This window comes from Acidobacteriota bacterium, from assembly GCA_018001935.1.
In the GTDB taxonomy this organism is placed as follows: domain Bacteria; phylum Acidobacteriota; class JAAYUB01; order JAAYUB01; family JAAYUB01; genus JAGNHB01.
Window position 1 is genome coordinate 1 of the sequence record JAGNHB010000006.1, and the last position, 19,739, is coordinate 19,739.

Genomic DNA, 19,739 nt, shown 5'->3' on the forward strand with positions numbered 1-19,739 from the left:
CAAAGTCAATTATTTTGTTGGCATTTACTGCGGATTATTTAGGGGATAGCTCAATCCGCCGTCCTTCTCGCTGATACGCCTTGACTTATTAAAATCGAGGTGCGATAAAAAGGAAACTGAGGCTAGAGGTCCTGATGACCGAACCGCGTATCCGGTCCGATACAGTGAAAACCCTGGCGGCCGGGCTGGGGGCGGAGGCGTGCGGCATCGCGTCCGTCGAGCGGTTCGACGGCGCCCCGGCGGGGTTCCACCCAACGGAGGTCTGGCCCGACTGCCGGTCCGTGGTGGTGTTCCTCAAGAGCATGCCTGCGGAGGTCCTTCTGGCGGGTCTCCCCGTCCCCTACACCCATGCGGCTTCCCTGATGTACGCCGAACTGGACCGCCTGGGGCTGGATTTGTGCCGGGCCCTCGAGGCGCGGGGTGTCCGGGCCCTTCCCGTACCCTGCGACACCCCCTACGTGCACTGGGAACCGGAACGGTCCCACGGGATGGGCGTCCTGTCCATGCGCCATGCCGCCCGGCTGGCGGGCCTGGGAATTCTGGGGCGCAACACGCTCCTCATCCACCCGACATTCGGGAACCGGGTCTACATCGGCGCGGTCCTGATGGCCGAGAACCTGGAGGCGGATCCCCTGGTGGATGATTTCCGGTGCCCGGCCCGCTGCCGGAAGTGCCTGGAGGCCTGCGAACCGAAGGCCCTGGACGGCGTGACGGTGGACCAGTCCCGCTGCCGCGCCCATTCCTTCGCCCGGGTCGGACGGGGTTTCGACCTCTATCGATGCTGTGAGTGCAGGCGGGCATGCCCCCTGCGCGAGGGCCGCCCGCGAAAGCGTGATGCGCCGCATCGCCGGGAGGGATAAGATCCGCCCCGGCGACGGTATGAAGGTTCGGCGCCGAAATCCAAAGCGGCAGTTCGAGGGCTCACTGCCGCACTCCTGAGGAGGATGCATGACCGGTGATCCCGTCGAAAACCGCGAGCGCGGGCAGGCGCTCCTGGACAAGATCCGGGAGGGGTTCCCCTCGCCGTTCTCCAGCCCCCTTCACGACGCCTACGTGGGGTTCACCGTCATGAAGGTCCTCGACCGGCTCGATGCCATGAAGGGGCGGTCACACTTCCTGGGGGAGGCCCGGGAGAACGACTACGCCAAGGCCCGGGAGGCGGTGCTGGACGAGGGGATGCGCTCCGTGGAGGCCGTGGTGGACCTCCTGGCCGGCTACCTCCCGGGCGCCGACCTCTTCGCCCACCCGCTCCAGCAGTTCAACGTGGCCCCGCCCTCGACCCTCCCGTCCCTCCTGGCGACCCTGATCACGAGCCTGCTCAACCCCAACCTCCTCTGGGACGACTGGAGCCGCCGCTTCGCCGAGGCCGAGGTGGAGGTCTCGGCCCTCCTCTCGGAGTGGGTGGGTTACGACAAGTCCCGCTCGGTGGGGATCTCCACCTACGGCGGGTCCGGCGCCACGCTCTACGGCGTGCGGATGATGACGGCCAAGGCCGTCCCCGGCGCGGCGGAGCACGGGCTCCGCGAGGACGTGAAGGTCGTCGCCTCGGACGCGGCCCACTCCTGCAAGTACAACGCCCTGGAGTGGCTGGGGATCGGTCGGAAGAACCTGGTGACGGTGCCCACCGACGACGACAACTGCCTCCTCCCCGCCGAGACCCTGGAGATCGTCTACGACCTCCTGGACCGCGGGGAGAAGCTGGGCGGCTTCATCTGCACCCTGGGCACCACCGACGCCTTCGGCATGGACGACCTCACCTTCATCGCGGGGCTCCGGGACCAGATCGTCAGGAAATACAACCTGGACTACGTGCCCCACATCCACGCCGACGCCGTGATCGGCTGGCCGTACCGCGTCTTCCACGACTACGACTTCGACGCCAACCCCCTGGGCTTCACCCCGGACACCCTCAAGTCGGTTCGCGACACCGGCCTGGCCGTGGAAAACCTTCACCTTGCCGACTCTATCGGGATCGATTTTCACAAAACCGGGTACGCGCCCTGCATCTCCTCTTTCATCCTGTTGAAGGACAAGGACGACCTTTGCCACATCCATCGGACACAGGAGGTCATCCCCTACCTCTTCCAGGCGGGCAACTATCGACCGGGGCTCTACACCCTGGAACTCTCCCGGTCGGCCTCGGGGGTTTTCTCCGCCCTGGCCAACCTCCGCTTCTTCGGGAAGGACGGCTACCGGGTCCTCCTCAGCCACCCCATCGAGATGGCCAACCGGCTGCGGCGGAGCCTGGGCGAAGAGCCCACCGCCGTCGTGCTGAACCGGTACAACTTCGGCCCGGTGACCCTCTTCCGCCTCTACCCGCCGGGCGTGGACGCCGCCGCCCGGTACGAGGCCGAGATTGCCGGCGCGGACGGCGCGGCGGACCTGGAGCGCCACAACGAGTTCAACCGTCAGATCTACCTGCGGATCCGGGAGGAGTCCCGCCGGGGGCAGTGCGCGAACCTCTCCCTGACCACCTGCTACCGGAAAACCCCGGAAGGGCGGCCGATCTACGCCCTGAAATCGTTCATCATGACGCCGTTCGTCACCCCGGAGACCATGGACACCCTGGTGTCGACCCTGCTCCGGATCCGGGACGACCTGTGCGGGGGACAGCCCTTCGATGACCGCCCCGGCGGGGGGCCCCCGGGGTAGATCCCCCGGAACAACGCCGGGGGATCATTCCGCTGACGCCCCGGACGTCGGCCCGCAGAGCCGGGCCGCCCGGCGGGCCGGAAAAGGAGGTTCAATCGCCATGAAACGCATCTTCACCACGCTTGCGCTCCTGCTGCCCCTCGTGCTGCTGACGGGGTGCTACGACTCCCCCGTCCCCCTGTCGGCGCCGGCCCTTCCGGTCGATGCGCGGTTGCCGGGCAACTGGATCCAGACGGCCCCCGCCGACGCCCCCAATGCCTACCGGCTGGTCATCCGGAAGTACAGCGAACGGGAGTACCTGGTCCTCTTCTCGGAAGGCGACGCCTCCCCCTCGGTGGCCCGGGGGTACCTGACCGACGTGAGCGGCGTTCGGATGATGAACCTTCAGAACATCGACTCCGCCGAGCCCAAGGACCGGGACTTCATCTTCTTCCGGTACGATGTCGAACCGGGCGGGGGCCTTCGGGTGCGGATCCTCTCCGACGACCACCCGGCGCTTCACGACCGCAGGTTCGCCACGGCGGCGCAACTCCGGGCGGTGGTGGCCCGGCACCTGAAAGAAGACAACCTCTTCGGGCCCCCCCTCGTCTTCACGCCGGCCCCGGACGTCGGCCTGGCCCTGGCACGGAAAGAAAAATAGCGCCGAAGTTTGCACGCCGAGGTTCGCACGCGCCGTCCCGGCGCGGGTGCTGGGGTGGGGAGCTTCGCACGCGCCGTCCCGGCGCGGGGGTGGGGCGGGGAGCTTCGCACGCGCCGTCCCGGCGCGGGTGGGTGGGGTGGGGAAGAGTTCAGATCCGGCGGTTTCTCCAGAAGCAAATTCGCAACCGATTTGGAAATAATCGGTTGCGAAACACGGTTTCTGGTCGACTGGATGGCCGTCCCGCCGCCCCCGCGACAAACATGGAATCCCAACGGAATTCAGGAATCGCTCCGCGATTCGGGGAAATGCCGATGGGAACACGTTATCCCGAAGGGATTATAGAGATTCGCCGGTGGGTGCTCCGCCGGAGGCGGTGCTCCCACCGGGAAACCGGTCCGATTGACGGGCCGCGCCCCGGAGGCGGCGCATGGATCGTTCGTGGTTTTCCGGCACCCCTCCGGGGTGCGGCGGGTTTAAGGGGCTCCTACCGGTGGGAGTTCGCCCCTCCGGGGGAACTCCCACCGGCTAATTTCTTCGATCCCTTCGGGATAGGAGATCCGTAGGCGTTGTTTCAAGAGCCCCTTGAAATGACCAATCACGAAGACACTATAGAACAGGGAACCCCGACAGGGTTTGGGTCAACCGGGAGCGACGGGGCTCTCCAGGAGTAAATACACAACCCAATCAGGAAGAAGAGGTTGTGAAATGCGGTTTCGGGTCGGTTGAACGGCGACCCCGCCGCCCTCGCTGCAAACGATTTCGGAGTCCGCGTCGGGACGACGCGTACGAACGGCGAGGTTTGCACGCGCCGTCCCGGCGCGGGGGGTCGGGAAGAGTTCGGATCCGGCGGATTCTTGAGGAAGATTTCGGAGTCCGCGTCGGGACGACGCGTACGAACGGCGAGGTTTGCACGCGCCGTCCCGGCGCGGGCATGACGGGGGCGGAAAAAGGGCGGGAGGCAGGGCGCCCCCCCGGTCCGGACTTGGGGTGCCTCAAGGACAAAAGGACCCAAAGGACTAAAAGGACCCAAAGGACTGTCGGGATGACACGGCAGACTTGCAATGGCCTTTATCGCCATCAAATCATGACCGGACCCGACCTTTGTGGCTCATCGATTCGGCTTCCACAGATTCAGAAATTCAACGTTATTCGTGGGCAAAACCCCCCAGTTCTTTCTCCAGCCGGTTTAATTCCTTCTTGCTGACTTTGCAGGCCGTGTAGCAGAGAGTGCATTTCAAGCGGGCCGACAAGGCCAATGCTTTGGCGGATAGTTCTTCGTTACACTGATCGGAGTAGTAACGAACAATCTTGAATGAATCGTACCGCCGGAGCGCGAAACCTCGGCCCCGCGGGCGGTTGACCCTTCACATCCCCAGGTAGACCAGCAGTTTGTCCGTGACGGTGCCGGTCTTGTGCACGGCGCGGTACTCGGCGCTGAGGGTCCCGTTGGCGGAACTCAGCTCCATCCAGACGGCGCCGGCCCACCCGCCCAGGCTGGAGAGGTCGACCGTCACGGCTTTGTGGGCCCCGAGGGTCCCGGTGGCGCCGCCCACCACGGCGCCGGCGGCATCGTAGAGCTTGAGATCGTACGCCGCGCCGTCCCGGCTCCCCACGTTGATGAGGTTCAGGGTGCCGGCCCAGGCCGGGTCGGTCACCAGGAGAGGGAAACGGAGCGTGAAGGCCCCGTCGTCGTCGGGCGGGAGGGTCTGGGCGAACTGCGCGGCGGCGGCCCGCAGCAGGGCGCGCCGGACCGGCGGGCCGCCCCGGACGGCGGGGCTGCCCAGGGTCCGGGCCAGAGCGTAGCTGTCGGCCTTCGAGGAGAATCCCGCATAGAGGATCTCGACGGCCGTCGCGGGCTCGGAGACGGGACAGGCCAGGCGGAGGTACCCCGCGGGGAGGGTGTCGGCGGCCGGGAAGAGGGTCTTGAGGGGGCCGCCCCGCTGGCCGCAGGTCTCGACCAGCGGGTTGTCGTAGATCTTGGTGGCGGCCGCGTTGCCGGACACCGCCAGGACCCAGTTCACGATGAAGACCGCCGGGTCGCGGCCCAGGTTGAGGAAAGCCAGTTCGGTGTTGTAATCGGTGGTGTTCAGGTCGGGCAGCAGCTGGAACGGACCCGCCGAGGTAGTGGCGTTCTGGCCCACGGTGGGCAGGGCCATGGACCCCGGCAGGTTCAGGAAGCCGAGGACCTCCCACCCCAGCAGGGGCTGGTCCGCCTGCACCGTTACCGAGTCGGCGTCGTCGAGGTGGTAGTCCGGCCGGGGGAAGATCTCGGACAGCAGCCGGGCCAGGCTGCCCATGGCGGGGATGCCCAGCGTTTTCGTCCCGACGAGGCCGCCGTTGCCGGCGAAGGCCTTGACGGTCACCGTGGCCGGCACGGGGTTGGGGTTGGTGAGGGCGAGCCCCGTGTAGGGCTTCTGCGTGACGGTCTGGTCCTCCCAGGCGACGGGGAAAACCAGGGCGGTGTCAGGGGACTCCGCCAGCGGCAGCACCATGTCGCCCTTGACGCTCTCGCTGCCCGCTGGAGCGTCCTTGGCCTCGGAGAAGACGTACCGGACGGCCCCGGTCAGGGACGTCCCGCCCTCGATGGACAGCCAGGGGTTGGCCGCGGCCGTGCCCGGGCCGGTGAAGACGGCCGCCATCTCGCCGCTGAAGGCCCCCTTCCCGGGGATGGTCACCACGTTGGTCTCCTTCAGAACGCCCTGGGCGTCGTAGGCTTTCAGCGTGACGGCGTCGGGCGCGTCCGACCCGTTCACCAGGTGCAGCCAGGTTTTCCAGCCCGACCCGCTGGCGGTGTGCGGACAGTAGAGGACCCGGCGGGTCTCCACCGGTTGCGCGTAGGGGGGCTGGACCCAGGAGGCCCGCCCCGTGGCCGGGTCGGCCTCGCAGGAGATATAGATCGCGCCCGCCTGGTCGGTACCGCCCCAGATTTCCAGGGTGACGGTCGCGGGATGCGCCTGCGGGATCACGTCCGGGAAGCCCGCGGAGCGGTCCTGGTCGATGCTCACGCCCTTGTGCTTGAGTGGCCAGACGACGTCGAACTGGTTCTCCGTCACCCGGTTCTTGTAGGTGAAGGTGTTGGAGTTGTCCATGGCGGCGTTGACGTAGGTCTCGACCCGGTCCGGCGTCCCGTCGCTGTCGAAATCGTAGGACACGCGGAAGGACAGGTTGTTCCGGGTCATGGAGGGGTCGTGGAACCAGAAGGGGGTCAGGGCCGAGTCCGTGCAGAGCGAGAACCTCGTGTAAGGGTTCCGGGTCACCTTTCCCCAGAAGGTCCCCGTCCAGGCCCGGACCAGCGCGGCGCCGGGGTAGACGGCGTTGCCGGCCTGGGGCAGGCAGGCCAGGGAGTTCTCGACCTTCGCCAGGCGGGTGGCGTGATCGGCGGGGAAGGGGAAGCTCTGGTCGCCGATCGTCCAGGCGCCGGGGGTGGTGCTCAGGTTTTCGACGGGCTTGGCCGCCGCGTCGCAGGGGAGCCCCAGGCCCGCCGTCTTGCGGAGGAAGAGGCGGTTGTCCGGTGCCGGCGGCGGGCCGACGTGCTCCACCAGCAGGGGGGCCGTCCCGATCTTCGTGGCCATGGAGCCCGGCGGCACCGGGAAGGAGGTGACGTCGGCGCCGGTGTCCGCCGTCCGGAACCGGACGGTGACGGGGGTGGGCCCGGGGTTGTAGGCCACGAAACTCCGGGTGCCGTCCTTGACGAAGACGCCGAAGGCGGGGGTGTCCGCCACGACGGTGGCGTCCACCCGGCCGAGCCGCAGCAGGTTGTAGGCCCAATAGATGCCCTGGTGCTTCCAGGCCCCCATGAACGGCATGTGAGGCTCGACGGCCCGCGTGAGGGCGCCCGGGGGCCCCGGGTCGGTCCGGGAGGCGCCGGTCCCGGCGAGCTGCGCCTGCAGGCCGGCGTACAGGACGTTGTAGACGTACTCAGGCTTGTTGGTGTTGGGGTCGTCGGCCGCTTCCACCATCATCTCCGACCAGACCCGGCCGAGCCATTGGGGGTTGCGGCTGATGTAGAGGCTGGAGGCGCTCAAGGGGATGGCCTGGATCAGGATGGAGTTGGCGTAGTCCTCGTAGCCGGAACTCCAGAAGGTCCGGCGGGAGACGCTGGTCTGGGAGACGGTGCCGGCGAAGCAGTTCAGCCGGGGTTGGCCGTTTTTCTGGTAGCGGACGTAGGCGTCCGGCCAGTTGCCGTTGAAGAAGGTCCCCGAACCGGCGTCGAGGTTGGCGTCCTGGTTGAACCAGTACTGCTCGCCCGCCAGGACCTCCTCTTCGTAGAGGTAGAGCCCCAGCTCCGTCCACTCCGGCTTCCCGGCCGCCTGCCCCAGGCTCGCGAGGCCGGCGGCGAAGCTCAGGGCCTCGCCCAGGGACTCCTGGTTGTTCCCCACGCCGCCGTTAGCGGTCCCGTCGGCCCAGTTGTGCCCGTGGAACACGCTGAAGTTGCGCAGGAAGGGGTAGCGGGTGTTGGCCCGGTCGTAGTTGGCGGAGTCCTGCTGCAGCTCCTCGATCAGGGGGAGGTTCAGCTCCAGCCAGTGGGGGTCGTACCGTCCGATGCAAGCGGCCGCGCGGAGGAAGTAGTTCCAGTGGAAGTGGTGGTCGGTGAAGCTCTGGACCGACTGGAAGCCGTCCGGCCAGCCGTAGAAGGCGTTGAACTCGGGGTTGTACTGGAAGGTCCCGGCCTGGTAGGCGTCGAACCACCGGCTGACGAGCCCCTCGAGGGAATCCAGCAGGAAATCCCGCATCTGGGCGGCCACGGCGGTTTTCGGGAGGTTGAAGTCCGTGTCCCAACCCGCCAGGTCCGCGGCGTTGGCCAGTTGGTCGGCGATGGGGAGGGTCTCGATCAGGGCGGCCCAGCCGGGGATGTACGTGTTGCCGCCGACGGTGCCGAGCTGCTCGAGGTCCGAGATGATAGGGCTGCGGGTCCCGTCGGGCTTGAGTTCCCCCTGGTAGAGCCAGGTCTTCACCCCGTCGTAGACGTCCGCGGCCGGCATTTTCCCGTTGACGGGGGCGGCGCCGCTGAAGCAGGCGCCGGGCAGGAAGGGGAGGAGGCCGCGGGTCCGGAGCTCGCGGACGTACTGGTTCCCGACGAAGGCCTGAAGCTCCCCGCTGGTGCTGCGCCAGGCGTACTGGGCCTGGATACGGGCCCGGTCCTCGGCCACCATCGCTTTCCGGTGGTGGGGGAAGACCAGCTGGAGGGCGTCGCCCCCCGCCCCGCCCGTGTCGAACGCCTCCGTGGTCACGCGGTGGAGGGTCCGGAGGACGGCGTTGGGCTGGTCGTACCCCAGGATCTTGGTGACGCCCCCGACCTCGACCGTCATGTCGGAACCGGATATCGGGGGGTAGTGGAGACGGGTGCCGGCGATCCGCTGCCAGGCGTGGGGCGCCAGAACGGTGAGGGCGGCGTCCAGGTCCGTCGCCGACTCGGTATTGTGGGGCATGGCCACCAGGACCACTTTCGTCGCCTGCGGGTTGGAGAAGGCGAACAGCGGCCGGGCGGGGGTGTCGGAGTGGTCGGCCGGCGTCCAGGCGCCCTGGTCGGCGAGGAGGGCGTAGGAGGAGGTGTTTGGGAACGTGCCGCCGGCGGACTGGACGTTGAACGTCACGGTGAGCCCGAGGGCGCTCCCCTGGTTTTTCCAGACCGTGACGGCGCCGGGGGAGGCGATCACCCCCGCCCAGGCCGTGAAGGGGGCGGTCCCGGCGGTCCGCTGGAACCAGACGCAGGGGCTGCCGTTGGCCAGGGTGATGTCGAGGGAACTGCCGCCGTCGGCGTAGGTGAGCACCAGGCCCCAGTCCGAGTAGCTCTTCACCCGGACGTTGTCGTACGGCGGGGTGGCGGGGACCGCCGGCGTCTGGGCGCTGACGGGGTGGACGCCGTCCAGGCCCACCGTCACCACCGGGTTGAGGGCCGGGGATACGTTGCCGTAGGCCACCTCCTGGCTGGTGTAGGGGACGGCGGGGTCGGAGGAGGTGCGGACGGGGAGTTCCCTCAGGTTCGCGCAGTGGAGCCCGTGGATCGCCACGGGGGCCCCTCCCGTCTTCACGGGGAGGTCGAGGAAGGCGAACTCCAGCGGTTCGCTGAAGAAGGACTTCGTCCGCACGAGCTTGTCGTCGGGCGAACGCTCCACCCACCCGCTCCACTGCAGGCCCGCCCCCGTCCACCAGTCGGTGGACTGGACCGGCCCGGCCCCCGTGGCGAAGGCGCTGAAGTACTTGCTCCCCTGGATGCCGGTGCAGTTCGCGCCGTCGTCCCGGAGTTGGCCCGGGACGAACATGGTCAGGTAGTGGCCGGCGTTGGGCTTGGCGGCACAGGTCCCCGTCCCGGCGGAGGGGGGGACGGCGCCCGCGCTCTCCACCCAGGAGACGGCTTCCCGGCAGACGACGGTGTCTCCGGCGGCAGCGTCTCCTGCTTCCCCGGTCGGACCGGCGATCCCCGTCATGAAACACAGGGCGAGGGTCGCCACCCACCACGGCCAGGCGAGGCGGCGGGCGGGCGGGCGGCAGGTTCCGGACCACGCGGGAACGGGGACGCTGGACATGTTGACCTCCCGGAAGGATCGAATTCCTTGAAAACCCCTCTTGGAAAACCCGTGGGTTCAGGCTAGCACCTGGGGACGGGGCTGTCAAGCCCGGGCCTCCCCGGAGAAAACCGATTTGCGGGTCGTTGATCTTGATGATCTCGTTAAAAGTCCTTTTCTCTCACAGAGGCACGGAGGCACGGAGAACTGTAAATCGTATTTAACAGAATCGACAATCCTTGTGATTCTTCTCCGTGCCTCTGTGAGATCACGATCAGGACTTCTTGCGGGGGCGTCATGTTTTGTTATTCGAATACAAATCGCGTTGTTCCGTGCCTTCGTGGGAGAGGAGGACTTTTTGGGAACGCCTCAGCCTTCTTTCGCAGCGGGCGTGCCCGGCCGGTCGACACGCGTGCCGGGAGAGCCCGGGCGCGACAGCAAGGCGGCGTTCCCACCCCGGCGACCGCCACGCGACGCACAAAACCCCCTCGGAATCGGGTCCGTGTATGGTACAATTCTTTTCCGCCAAGTTTTCGAGAGGTTTTGATCGCTACAACGCCATGAACCACGTGATTATACGATGCCTGGCCCTTTCGGGGGTTCTTGCCTGGGGTTTTGCCGCGGCGGGGCCCGTGGGCCTTTTCCACGAGTACCGGCCGGCCGACCCCCTCGGACGGCTGGTGGTTTCGTCGGTCCTGCAGGATCGGGAGGGCTTCCTGTGGTTCGGCACGGACCAGGGCGCGGCTCGTTTCGACGGCCAGGAACTCCGGTGGTTCACCCGGCGTGAGGGTCTGGCGGACGACGCTGTCCGCGTGATGCACCTGGGCCGGGAGGGGAGGCTCTGGGTCGGCACCGAATCGGGATTGGCCGTCCGGGAGGGCGACCGGTTCCGGACCGTGGGTGATGCGTCCGGACGGGCCCTCCGGCGCGTCACGGCGCTGTGGACCGACCCCGCGGGGACCCTCTGGGTGGGCTGCGCCGCCGGGGTTTACCTTCTTCGCGGCGAGGTCCTCGAGCGGTGGCCGCTCTCCGGCCGTCTCCCCCACCCCTTCACCTACGCCATCCTGGGCGACCACGCGGGCCGGGTCTGGATCGGCACCCTCAAGGGCCTGGCCTGCCTCCGGGACGGGACGCTCCGGATCCTGACCACCGCCGACGGGTTGGCCGGCAACGACGTGATGTCCCTCTTCGAGGACTCCCGCCGTCACCTGTGGATCGGGACCCGCAGGGGCGTGTCCCGCTTCGACGGCGAACGGTTCAGCAACTTCGGCGTCTCCGACGGCCTGGCCAGCCCGCTGGTCTTCGCGATCCGCGAGGACCGGCGCGGGCACGTCTGGTTCGGGACGGTGGAGGGCGTTTCCTGCTTCGACGGACGGCGCTTCTCCGTCTTCCGAACCGAGGTGGGGATCTTCGCCAACCGCGTCCGGTCCATCTTCGAGGACCGGGAAGGCAATCTCTGGTTCGGGACCCACGAGGGGGCGCGCAAGTTCAACGGCCGCCTCTTCACCAACTACACCCGGCTGGACGGCCTGGCCCACAACTGGGTCTTTTCCATCTGCCAGGACCCGGGGGGGCGGATGTGGTTCGGCACCTGGAGGAACGGGGTCAGCCGCTTCGATGGGGTCAACTGGCGGACGTTCACCACCGGGGACGGCCTGTCCTCGGACTGGGTGCTTTCGCTCCTGGCGGACCGGCAGGGGCGGCTCTGGGCGGGGACGGCCATGGGCCCCTGCCGGCTGGAGGGGGAACGGTTCCGGGCCTTCACGGGGGACGGTTCCCTGGCGGGGAAGACGATCTTCACGCTGTTCGAGGACTCCCGGAAACGGGTCTGGTTCGGGACCCCCGACGGCGCGGCCTGCCTGGACGGGGAATCGGTTGCCTGGTACACCACCCGCAACGGGTTGCCCGACAACATCGTCAACGCCATCGCGGAGGACCCCCAGGGGCGAATCTGGGTGGGGACCGACGACGGCGCCGTCCGGATCGGTCCGTCCGGCCTGGAGGTCTTCACCGAACGGCAGGGCCTCTCCTGCGACATGGTCATGTCCGTGGCGGTGGACCGGAAGGGCCAGGCCTGGTTCGGGACCCAACGCGGGCTGTTCGGCTTCGACGGCAGGGCCTTCACCGGCTACGACCGGTCCAGCGGGCTGAGCGACCCCTTCGTCTACGCCGTCCTCCCCGGCAAGAACGGCGAATTCTGGCTGAGCACCACCCGCGGCGTGGTTCACTTCAGCGGCGGGGCCTTCCGGAAATACACCGAGACGGACGGCATGATCTCGTCGGTGCTCAACCAGGGCGCCGCGCTGCGCGACCGGGAAGGCCGCCTCTGGTTCGGCACCACCAGCGGCGTCACGTGCCTGGACCCGGCGTGGGTCAACGAGCCCCATGTCCCGCCCCCGGTTTACCTGACCGGGCTGCGCCTCTTCGGCGAGGACCTGGAGCCGCGCCCGGGCATGCGCTTCAACCATGACCGGAACTACCTGGAGTTCCGCTTCGTGGGCCTCGACTACACCTCGCCCGGCGAGGTCCGCTACCAGTACACCCTGGAGGGGCTCGCCGGCGACAAGTGGCAGTGGACGGACCGGCGAACCGTCTCCTACCAGCACCTGCCGCCGGGCGAATACCGCTTCGTCGTGCAGGCCCGGAATGCCGCCGGCCTGGTGAGCCCGGTCCCCGCGACCTTCGCCTTCGTGGTGCTGCCGCCCTTCTGGGAGACCTGGTGGTTCCGGGGGCTGGTAGCGGTCCTGGCGCTGCTGCTGGTGCTGGGCGGGTACGAGTGGCGGCTCCGCCGGGTCAAGGCCCGGATGCGGGCCCGGGCGGAGCGGGACCTGGTGCGCCAGCGGGCCGAGTCGGACAAGCAACTCCTGCAGCAGGAGATCAGTCTTCAGGAAGATTTCACCGCCATGCTGGCCCACGACCTGCGCAACCCCCTGTGCGTCATCCAGGCCACCCTGGAGATCTTGCAACAGAAGTCGCCCGACGAACCGGCCCGGCATCACGCCCAGATGGGCCTTCAGTCCGTGCAGTTGATGCTGGAACTGATCGGCGACATGCTGGACCTGGGCCGCTCGGGGAACGGTAACCTCCACCTGGAGCGCGGGGAGGTGTCGCTGGGGGAGATCCTGTCCACCCTGCTGGAACTGGCCGGGCCGGTTTGCGAACAGAAGGGGCTTTCCGTGGTGGTCGAACCATCCGGGCTGCCGCCCGTCCCGGGGGATGCGCTCAAGCTCAAACGGGCCATGCAAAACCTGCTGACCAACGCCGTCAAGTTCTCCCCACCCGGCGGCCGGCTCCGGGTGAGCCTGGCGGCGGTCGACGACGAGGGGGGAAGCTGGCAGGAGTTCCAGGTCCGGGACGAGGGCCCCGGCATTGCCCCGGAGGAGGAACCGCTCCTGTTCCGAAAGTACTCCCAGTTGAAGCCCGGGATCTCCCAGGGGTCCGGCCTGGGCCTCGCCATCGCCAAGATGGTGGTGGAAGCCCACGGCGGGCGGGTCGGTTTCCGCCGGCCCGCCGACGGGCCCGGCAGTGTTTTCTTCTTCAGGGTCCCGCAAGGTTCGCCCGCGCCGTCCCGGCGCGGGGGCGGGGGAGAGGAGGATTAGAGTAAGCCGCAGCTTCAGCGTCCGCGTCGGGACGACGCGTACGAACCGCGAAGTTTGCACGCGCCGTCCCGGCGCGGGTGGAGGGGTCGGGGAGAGGTGGAGGGATAGCCGGGCCTCCCCCGTTGGGAACCTGGGCGCTTCAGAGGGTGATCACCCAAAAAAATCTCTGTACATCCTTGCCAACCGTGATATAAAGGCCCGACCTCGGGATTGTGTCCTTCAAGAAGCCGGAAAGGAACGAAACGGAATACCCGGCGGCCTTGCGACCGCCGGGGCTTTTGTATATGCAGGAAGACAAAATACACCCCCAAGGAGTGGTCATGTTCCACGAACCAGCCAAGCAGAGCGGACGGGACCCGGCGTCGGGCTACAAGACGCGGATCGGGATCTGGATGTTCTTCGTTTACGCCCTCATCTACGCAGGCTTCGTCGCCGTCAACGTCATCAGCCCGAACCTGATGGAGGCGGAAGCCTTCCTGGGCCTCAACGTCTCGGTGGCCTACGGATTCTTCCTCATCGTCTTCGCGCTGATCCTCGCCCTGGTTTACAACGGCATGTGCACCGCCCGGGAGAAGGCCCTCGAGGCCGGCCCCGAGGGAAAGGAGCGCTGACATGACCATCGCCATCTTCTTCGCCTTCGTCGCGTTCGTCCTGGGCCTGTCGTTCTACTTCGGCCGGAAGACCAAGTCCGCCAGCGGCTACTACGCCGCCGGGGGGCAGATCCACTGGTCGGTCAACGGGATCGCCTTCGCCGGCGACTACCTCTCCGCGGCCAGCTTCCTGGGCATCTGCGGCATGATCGCCACCGTGGGCTACGACGGTTTCCTCTACTCCATCGGCTTCCTGGCCGGGTGGATCGTGGCCCTCTTCGTGGTGGCCGAGCCCATGAAGCGCCTGGGAAAGTACACCTTCACCGACGCCATCGACGCCCGGTTCAACAGCCGCGGGATCAAGCTGCTGGCGGCCATCAGCACGCTCGTGGTGTCCATCTGCTACCTGATCCCCCAGATGGTGGGGGCCGGGGTCCTGGTGGAACCGCTCCTGGGCCTGCCCCACGCCGCGGGGGTGGTCATCGTGGGGGCCGTGGTCATCGTCATCGTCGCCACGGCGGGGATGACCTCCACCACCTACGTGCAGTTCATCAAGGGGGCCCTGCTCATCGTCTTCAGCCTGGTCATGGTGGTGGCGGTCCTCGTGCGCGGCTTGTCCACCGCCCCCGACCAGGGCGGGAAGGTCCCCTTCCATCCGCCCCAGGTGATCCCCATCGAATCGGCGGACGGCGCCCCGGTCCCCGCCGACCCGTCGTGGGCCGTCGAGGAGACCAAGGCCGTCAAGACCGTGACCTTCGTCCGCCTCGCCCGCGAAGGGAAGTCCTCCTGGTGGATCCAATCCGAGCGGGACGGCAAGCCCTGCCTGGTGGAGACCCAGTGGGAGATCCAGGCCCCCGGCCGGCCCAAGGTGGTCAACGGGGTCGAAAACGGCAAACTCCGCCTGGTGAGCAATATGGCGGTAATAGGCGGGAAGTCGGGTCCCGAGGCGACCACGGGGGGCCTCAACCCCTTCGAATTCCTGGCGAAGATCGGCGACAAGGACAGCCGGATCCAGCTCTGGAAGACGCAGAAGTTCGACGACGCCTCCGGCGCCGCGGTGACGGTGCACTACCCCTACCTGGTCCCGGGGCCCAAGATCATGCGGCCGGGAGTCAAGTTCAAGGTGGAAGGGTCCCTGGCGGAGCGGCTCGACTTCATCTCGCTGATGCTGGCCCTGTTCTTCGGGACCGCCGCCCTGCCGCACATCCTCATCCGCTACTACACCGTCCCCAGCCCGGCGTGCGCCCGCAAGTCCACCATCGTGGCCATCGCGGCCATCGGGTTCTTCTACATCCTGACGCTGTACATGGGCCTGGGGGCCATGACCAGCACGGTGGTCAACCTGCAGGACAACAACATGTCCGCGCCGCTGCTGGCCCTGTCGTTCGGGACCTTCCTCTTCGCCGTCATCTCGGCCATCGCCTTCGCCACGGTCCTGGGGACGGTGGCGGGCCTCATCGTCGCCGCCTCCGGCGCCGTGGCCCACGACCTCATGGACCGCTTCGCCCGCATCCAGATGGACGAGCGGCAGAAAGTCAAGGCGGGGCGGATGGCGGCCCTCGTGGTGGGCGTCCTGGCCATCCTCCTGGGCATCCTCTTCAAGGGGCAGAACGTGAGCTTCCTGGTGGGGTTGGCCTTCGCGGTGGCCGCTTCGGCCAACCTGCCCGCCGTCATCATGATCCTCTTCTGGAAGCGGACGACGGCCAAGGGGATCGTGGCCTCCATCGCCACGGGCGTCCTCAGCTCCCTGGGCCTGATCCTGTTCTCGCCCAGCCTGTACAAGCAGTACGGCCTGGACCCGGCCACCGCCCCCATCCCCATCGACAACCCGGGGATCGTCTCGATCCCCCTCAGCCTCCTGGCGCTGGTGGTGGTTTCCCTGTTCACCACCCGCAAGGTGGTCTCCCCGGAAGACCGGTAGGCACGCTTCCGCCGGCCGGCGGCGGGCGAGTGCCCGCGTCCGGCCGGACGGAAAGGGAGAAGCGGTTCGAAGGAAAACGGAATGACGCTGGTCAAGGTCAACCTGCACTGCCACTCCAACCTGAGCGACGGGCAGCTCTCGCCGGAAGCCCTCGCGGCCTGGCTGGCCCGGGGGGGCGTCCGGTACGCCGCCCTGACCGACCACAACACGGTCGAGGGGCTGGCCCGGTTCCGGGAGACCCTGAGCCGCCACGGGGCCAGCAGCGTGACCGGCGTGGAGATCGGCGTCCCCTTCGCCAAGCGGGACGCCCACCTGCTGGCCTACGGTTTCGACCCCGCGTCCCCGGCCCTTGCCGAGGCGCTGGAGCGGGCCCGGGTGGCCCAGGCGTCGCCGGAGCGCCCCCGGAACGGGGCCCCGTCGGGCGAGACCGAGATGGAGGCGGCCATCCGGCTTCTGCACCAGGCCGGGGGCCGGGTCTTCCTGGCGCACCCCTTCGAACTCGAACGCGACGTCGAAAAACTGCGGGAAATCCTGTCCGGCCTGAAGGCGCTCGGCCTCGACGGGATCGAGGCCATCTACGGCCCCTGCGCACCCGCCGAGATCCAGACGCTCCTGGACCTGTCCCGGGACCTCGGCCTGACGGTCTGCGGCGGCAGCGACTTCCACACTCAGGATCACCCCACGCTCTCGGGCCAGTACGTCAACATGCCGCTGGAGACTTGGCGAACATTCCGGGATTCCCTCCTGGTCTCCCCCGACGTCCCGCCCCGGCGGCCGGCGCCCCCCGTGGCCACCCGGGCGCGCAACCCCGTCAAGCTGGACTGGCGGCGTTTTCTCGTGCGCATCCTCCTCCCGACGGTCCTGGCCATCGGGCTGTTCGTGGTCCCCTTCTTCGCCTGGGTCATCCCCGCGTTCGAGGAGGGGCTCATGGCCCGGAAGCGGGAGATGATCCGGGAGCTGACCCACTCGGCCTGCAGCATCCTCCAGGAGTACCACGAGGACGAGGCCGCGGGGCGGCTCACCCGTTCGGCGGCCCAGGCCGCGGCCGCCGAACGGGTCCGTTTCCTTCGCTACGGGAAGGAGGGCAAGGACTACTTCTGGATCACCGACCTGCACCCCCGGATGGTGATGCACCCCTACCGGGCCGAACTCGAGGGGCAGGACCTGACCGGCTACCAGGACCCCCACGGCAACCGGCTCTTCGTGGAGGCGGTCCGGCTGGTGAAAGCGCGGCGGGAAGGGGTCATCCAGTACTGGTGGCAGTGGAAGGACGACGCCGGGCGGCTGGCGCCCAAGCAGTCCTACGTCCAGCTGTTCGAACCCTGGGGCTGGATCGTGGGGACGGGCCTTTACATCGAGGACGTCCAGGCCGAGATGGAGGCCCTGACCGGGAAGGTCATCCGGGTCTCCGTGGTGGTGGCCGTCGTCATCGCCCTGCTCCTGCTCTTCGTGGCCCAGCAGAGTTTCCGCAGCGAGCGGAGACGGCTCCAGGCGGAGGACTCCCTCCGGGAGTCGCACGAGAAGTACCGCGCCCTGGTTCACGCCGCCCAGGAGGGGACCCTGCTGGTCCTGGACGGCCGCTGCATCTTCGCCAACCCCACCTTCCTGGAGTGGATGGGTTACACCGAGGCCCAGTGGGCCCTGATGGAACTCGACGAGGCCCTGGTCCTGGAGGGAAACGCCCCGGGGACCGCCGCGGAGTGGGTGGCGTCCTTCCAGGGCGGCGCCGACGCCTTGAAACCCCGCGAGGCCCGGCTGATCCGGAAGGACGGCACCGCCCTCGACGCCCTGCTCTCCCCGGAACCGATCCGCATCGGCGAGCGGGAGGGCTTCATCATCAACATCCGCGACCTCAGCCCGCACAAGGAGGTTCAGGCGGCGCTGGACGAGAGCCGGGCCCGGTTCCGGGCCGTGGCCGAGAACCTCCGCGTGGGGATCTTCCGCGCCGCCATGGACGACCGCGGGTTGCCCGTCCTCGAAGCCAACGCGGCGGCGGTGCGGATGCTGGGCCTCTCCGGCGCCGGGGGCGGCTTTCACGGGAGCCTGTCCGAGGCCCTTTCCCCGCCCGAGGCGCTCGAGGACTTCCGGCGGGACCTCGTGGAGAACGGCGAGGTGAGGGACCGGGTGCTGCACCTCGCCCTCGAGCGGGGCGGGACCCCCGTCTCCATCTCGGCCACCCTGGTGCGGAGCGAAAGCGGCGAACCCAGGTACTGCGACGCCGTGGCCGAGGATGTCACCGCCCGGCAGAAGGAAACCACGGAGCGGGAGGCCCTGATCGCCGACCTGCAGTCCCCCTTCCAGTTCCTCGAGGAGCCGGTGACCCAGTTCATGCGCGAGCCGGTCTCCGCGGGCCTGCAGACCACCGTGGCCCAGGCGGCCCTCCTCATGACCGGCCACGGGCTGGGCGTCATCCTGGTGAAGGGCCCGGCCGGCGAGCCCATCGGGATCTTCACCGACCAGGACCTGCGGGAACGTGTCGTGGCCCGGGGGACCGGCACCGACCGGCCGGTGTTCGAGGTGATGACGTCCCCCCTCCTGACGGTGTCCTCCGGCGCCCGGGGCTTCGAAGCCTTCACGCTGATGAGCGAGCGGGGGGTCCGCTACCTCGCGGTGCGGGACGACCAGGGTTCCGTGGTGGGGCTGCTCCGCCGCCGCGACCTCCTGCAGCTGGACCGCTACCCGCTCCTGTTCCTGGCCCGGTCCATCCGGGAGGCGGAGCGGGTGGAGCAGATCGCCCGTCACCGCGAGCGCCTGCCCGCCACCGTGAAGGCCATGGTGGAGGGGGGAATCCGGTCGCGGCACGTCAGTTGGGCGGTGACCGCGCTCAACGACGCCATCGCCGACCGCTTGGTCGAACTGGCCGTCCGGGACCTCGGTGAGCCCCCGGCCCGCTTCGCCTTCGTGGTGCTGGGAAGCGGGGGGCGGGAGGAGCAGACCCTGATCTCCGACCAGGACAACGCCATCCTCTACGAGACCCCCCCCGAGGGGAAGGCCGCCGAGGTGATGACCTGGTTCCTGGAGCTGGGGGCGCGGGTCTGCACGGGGCTGGAGCTGGCGGGCTACCCGGCCTGCCCCGGCGACATGATGGCCCGGAACCCGCGGTGGTGCCAGTCCCTGGACGGCTGGAAACGGCACTTCTCCCGCTGGATCTCCATGGGCGAACCGAAGAACGTCGTGGAGTTCTGCACCTTCGTCGACTTCCGGTGCATCCACGGCGAGCCGGCGCTGGCCGAGGCCCTCCGCGCCCACGTGGCCGCCGAGATCACGGAGAACCCGTCGTTTCTGGGCCACCTGGCCCGGACGGCCCTCCAGCAGAAACCGCCCCTCGGCTTCTTCGGCACCATCCTGGCGGGGAGCGGCCCGCACCGCGAAAAGCACTTCGACCTGAAGGAGGCGCTGGGCCCCATCGTCAGCTACGCCCGGCTCTACGCCCTCCGGAACGGCTTCCCGGAGACCGCCACCGGCGCCCGCTTGCGCCGGCTGCAGGAGGCGGGCCTCCTGAGCCGGTCGGGGTACGAGGAACTGGCCCAGGCCCTGGAACTGATCATGGGCCTGCGGTTGAGGGTCCAGTCGGAACGCCTGGCCTCGGGCCTGGCCGCGGGCAACCTGGTGGACCTGAAGACCCTGTCCCACAGCGAGATCACCACGCTCAAGCAGGCCCTGACCCAGATGACCACCCTGCAGAAGACCCTCGCCTTCGACTACCCCGTCGGCGGCTGAACCGCTCCCCCGCGACGGTGGCGCGCCCTCGGGGGCGGCGATGGGAGAACGCGGGGTGTTCAAGGACGAAAGGACCAAAACGACCGAAACGACCCAAAGGACGGCCGGACG

8 protein-coding genes are annotated in these 19,739 nt (G+C 68.3%); 7 read left to right on the plus strand and 1 reads right to left on the minus strand.

Annotated features, from left to right (window positions below):
• Positions 1 to 134 precede the first annotated feature (134 nt).
• The 3 genes from KA419_03770 (at position 135) to KA419_03780 (ending at position 3,292) form a co-directional block, all read left to right on the plus strand.
• A complete protein-coding gene (locus KA419_03770; GenBank protein ID MBP7865044.1) occupies positions 135 to 860 on the plus strand; it encodes an epoxyqueuosine reductase in 726 nt (241 codons plus the stop codon).
• A gap of 88 nt (positions 861 to 948) precedes the next feature.
• Positions 949 to 2,652: an aspartate aminotransferase family protein gene (locus KA419_03775; GenBank protein ID MBP7865045.1), complete on the plus strand. Its 1,704-nt coding sequence runs from the start codon at positions 949 to 951 to the stop codon at positions 2,650 to 2,652.
• 100 nt (positions 2,653 to 2,752) lie between these two features.
• Entirely contained in the window at positions 2,753 to 3,292 is a 540-nt protein-coding gene (locus KA419_03780) for a hypothetical protein (protein MBP7865046.1), read from the plus strand.
• Positions 3,293 to 4,656: 1,364 nt separating this feature from the next.
• Here KA419_03780 and KA419_03785 read toward each other — a convergent pair.
• Complete coding sequence (locus KA419_03785; GenBank protein MBP7865047.1) at positions 4,657 to 9,819, minus strand: hypothetical protein; 5,163 nt, start codon at positions 9,817 to 9,819, stop codon at positions 4,657 to 4,659.
• 611 nt (positions 9,820 to 10,430) lie between these two features.
• Here KA419_03785 and KA419_03790 point away from each other — a divergent pair.
• From KA419_03790 to KA419_03805, 4 genes are all read left to right on the plus strand, one after another.
• Positions 10,431 to 13,397 carry a hypothetical protein gene (locus KA419_03790; protein ID MBP7865048.1) on the plus strand — a complete coding sequence of 989 codons (2,967 nt, stop codon included), beginning with the start codon at positions 10,431 to 10,433 and terminating at the stop codon, positions 13,395 to 13,397.
• A gap of 320 nt (positions 13,398 to 13,717) precedes the next feature.
• Positions 13,718 to 14,008 carry a DUF485 domain-containing protein gene (locus tag KA419_03795; protein MBP7865049.1) on the plus strand — a complete coding sequence of 97 codons (291 nt, stop codon included), beginning with the start codon at positions 13,718 to 13,720 and terminating at the stop codon, positions 14,006 to 14,008.
• 1 nt (position 14,009) lies between these two features.
• Entirely contained in the window at positions 14,010 to 15,908 is a 1,899-nt protein-coding gene (locus KA419_03800) for a cation acetate symporter (protein MBP7865050.1), read from the plus strand.
• 81 nt (positions 15,909 to 15,989) lie between these two features.
• Positions 15,990 to 19,628: a cache domain-containing protein gene (locus KA419_03805; GenBank protein MBP7865051.1), complete on the plus strand. Its 3,639-nt coding sequence runs from the start codon at positions 15,990 to 15,992 to the stop codon at positions 19,626 to 19,628.
• Positions 19,629 to 19,739 lie beyond the last annotated feature (111 nt).

What these genes read in the sequence shown, in the direction of transcription:
- KA419_03800 (MBP7865050.1), top strand. Translation starts at nt 14,010, where the DNA reads ATGACCATCGCCATCTTCTTCGCCTTCGTCGCGTTCGTCCTGGGCCTG.
- KA419_03795 (MBP7865049.1), top strand. Translation starts at nt 13,718, where the DNA reads ATGTTCCACGAACCAGCCAAGCAGAGCGGACGGGACCCGGCGTCGGGC.
- KA419_03780 (MBP7865046.1), top strand. Translation starts at nt 2,753, where the DNA reads ATGAAACGCATCTTCACCACGCTTGCGCTCCTGCTGCCCCTCGTGCTG.
- KA419_03785 (MBP7865047.1), bottom strand. Translation starts at nt 9,819, where the DNA reads ATGTCCAGCGTCCCCGTTCCCGCGTGGTCCGGAACCTGCCGCCCGCCC.
- KA419_03770 (MBP7865044.1), top strand. Translation starts at nt 135, where the DNA reads ATGACCGAACCGCGTATCCGGTCCGATACAGTGAAAACCCTGGCGGCC.
- KA419_03775 (MBP7865045.1), top strand. Translation starts at nt 949, where the DNA reads ATGACCGGTGATCCCGTCGAAAACCGCGAGCGCGGGCAGGCGCTCCTG.
- KA419_03805 (MBP7865051.1), top strand. Translation starts at nt 15,990, where the DNA reads ATGACGCTGGTCAAGGTCAACCTGCACTGCCACTCCAACCTGAGCGAC.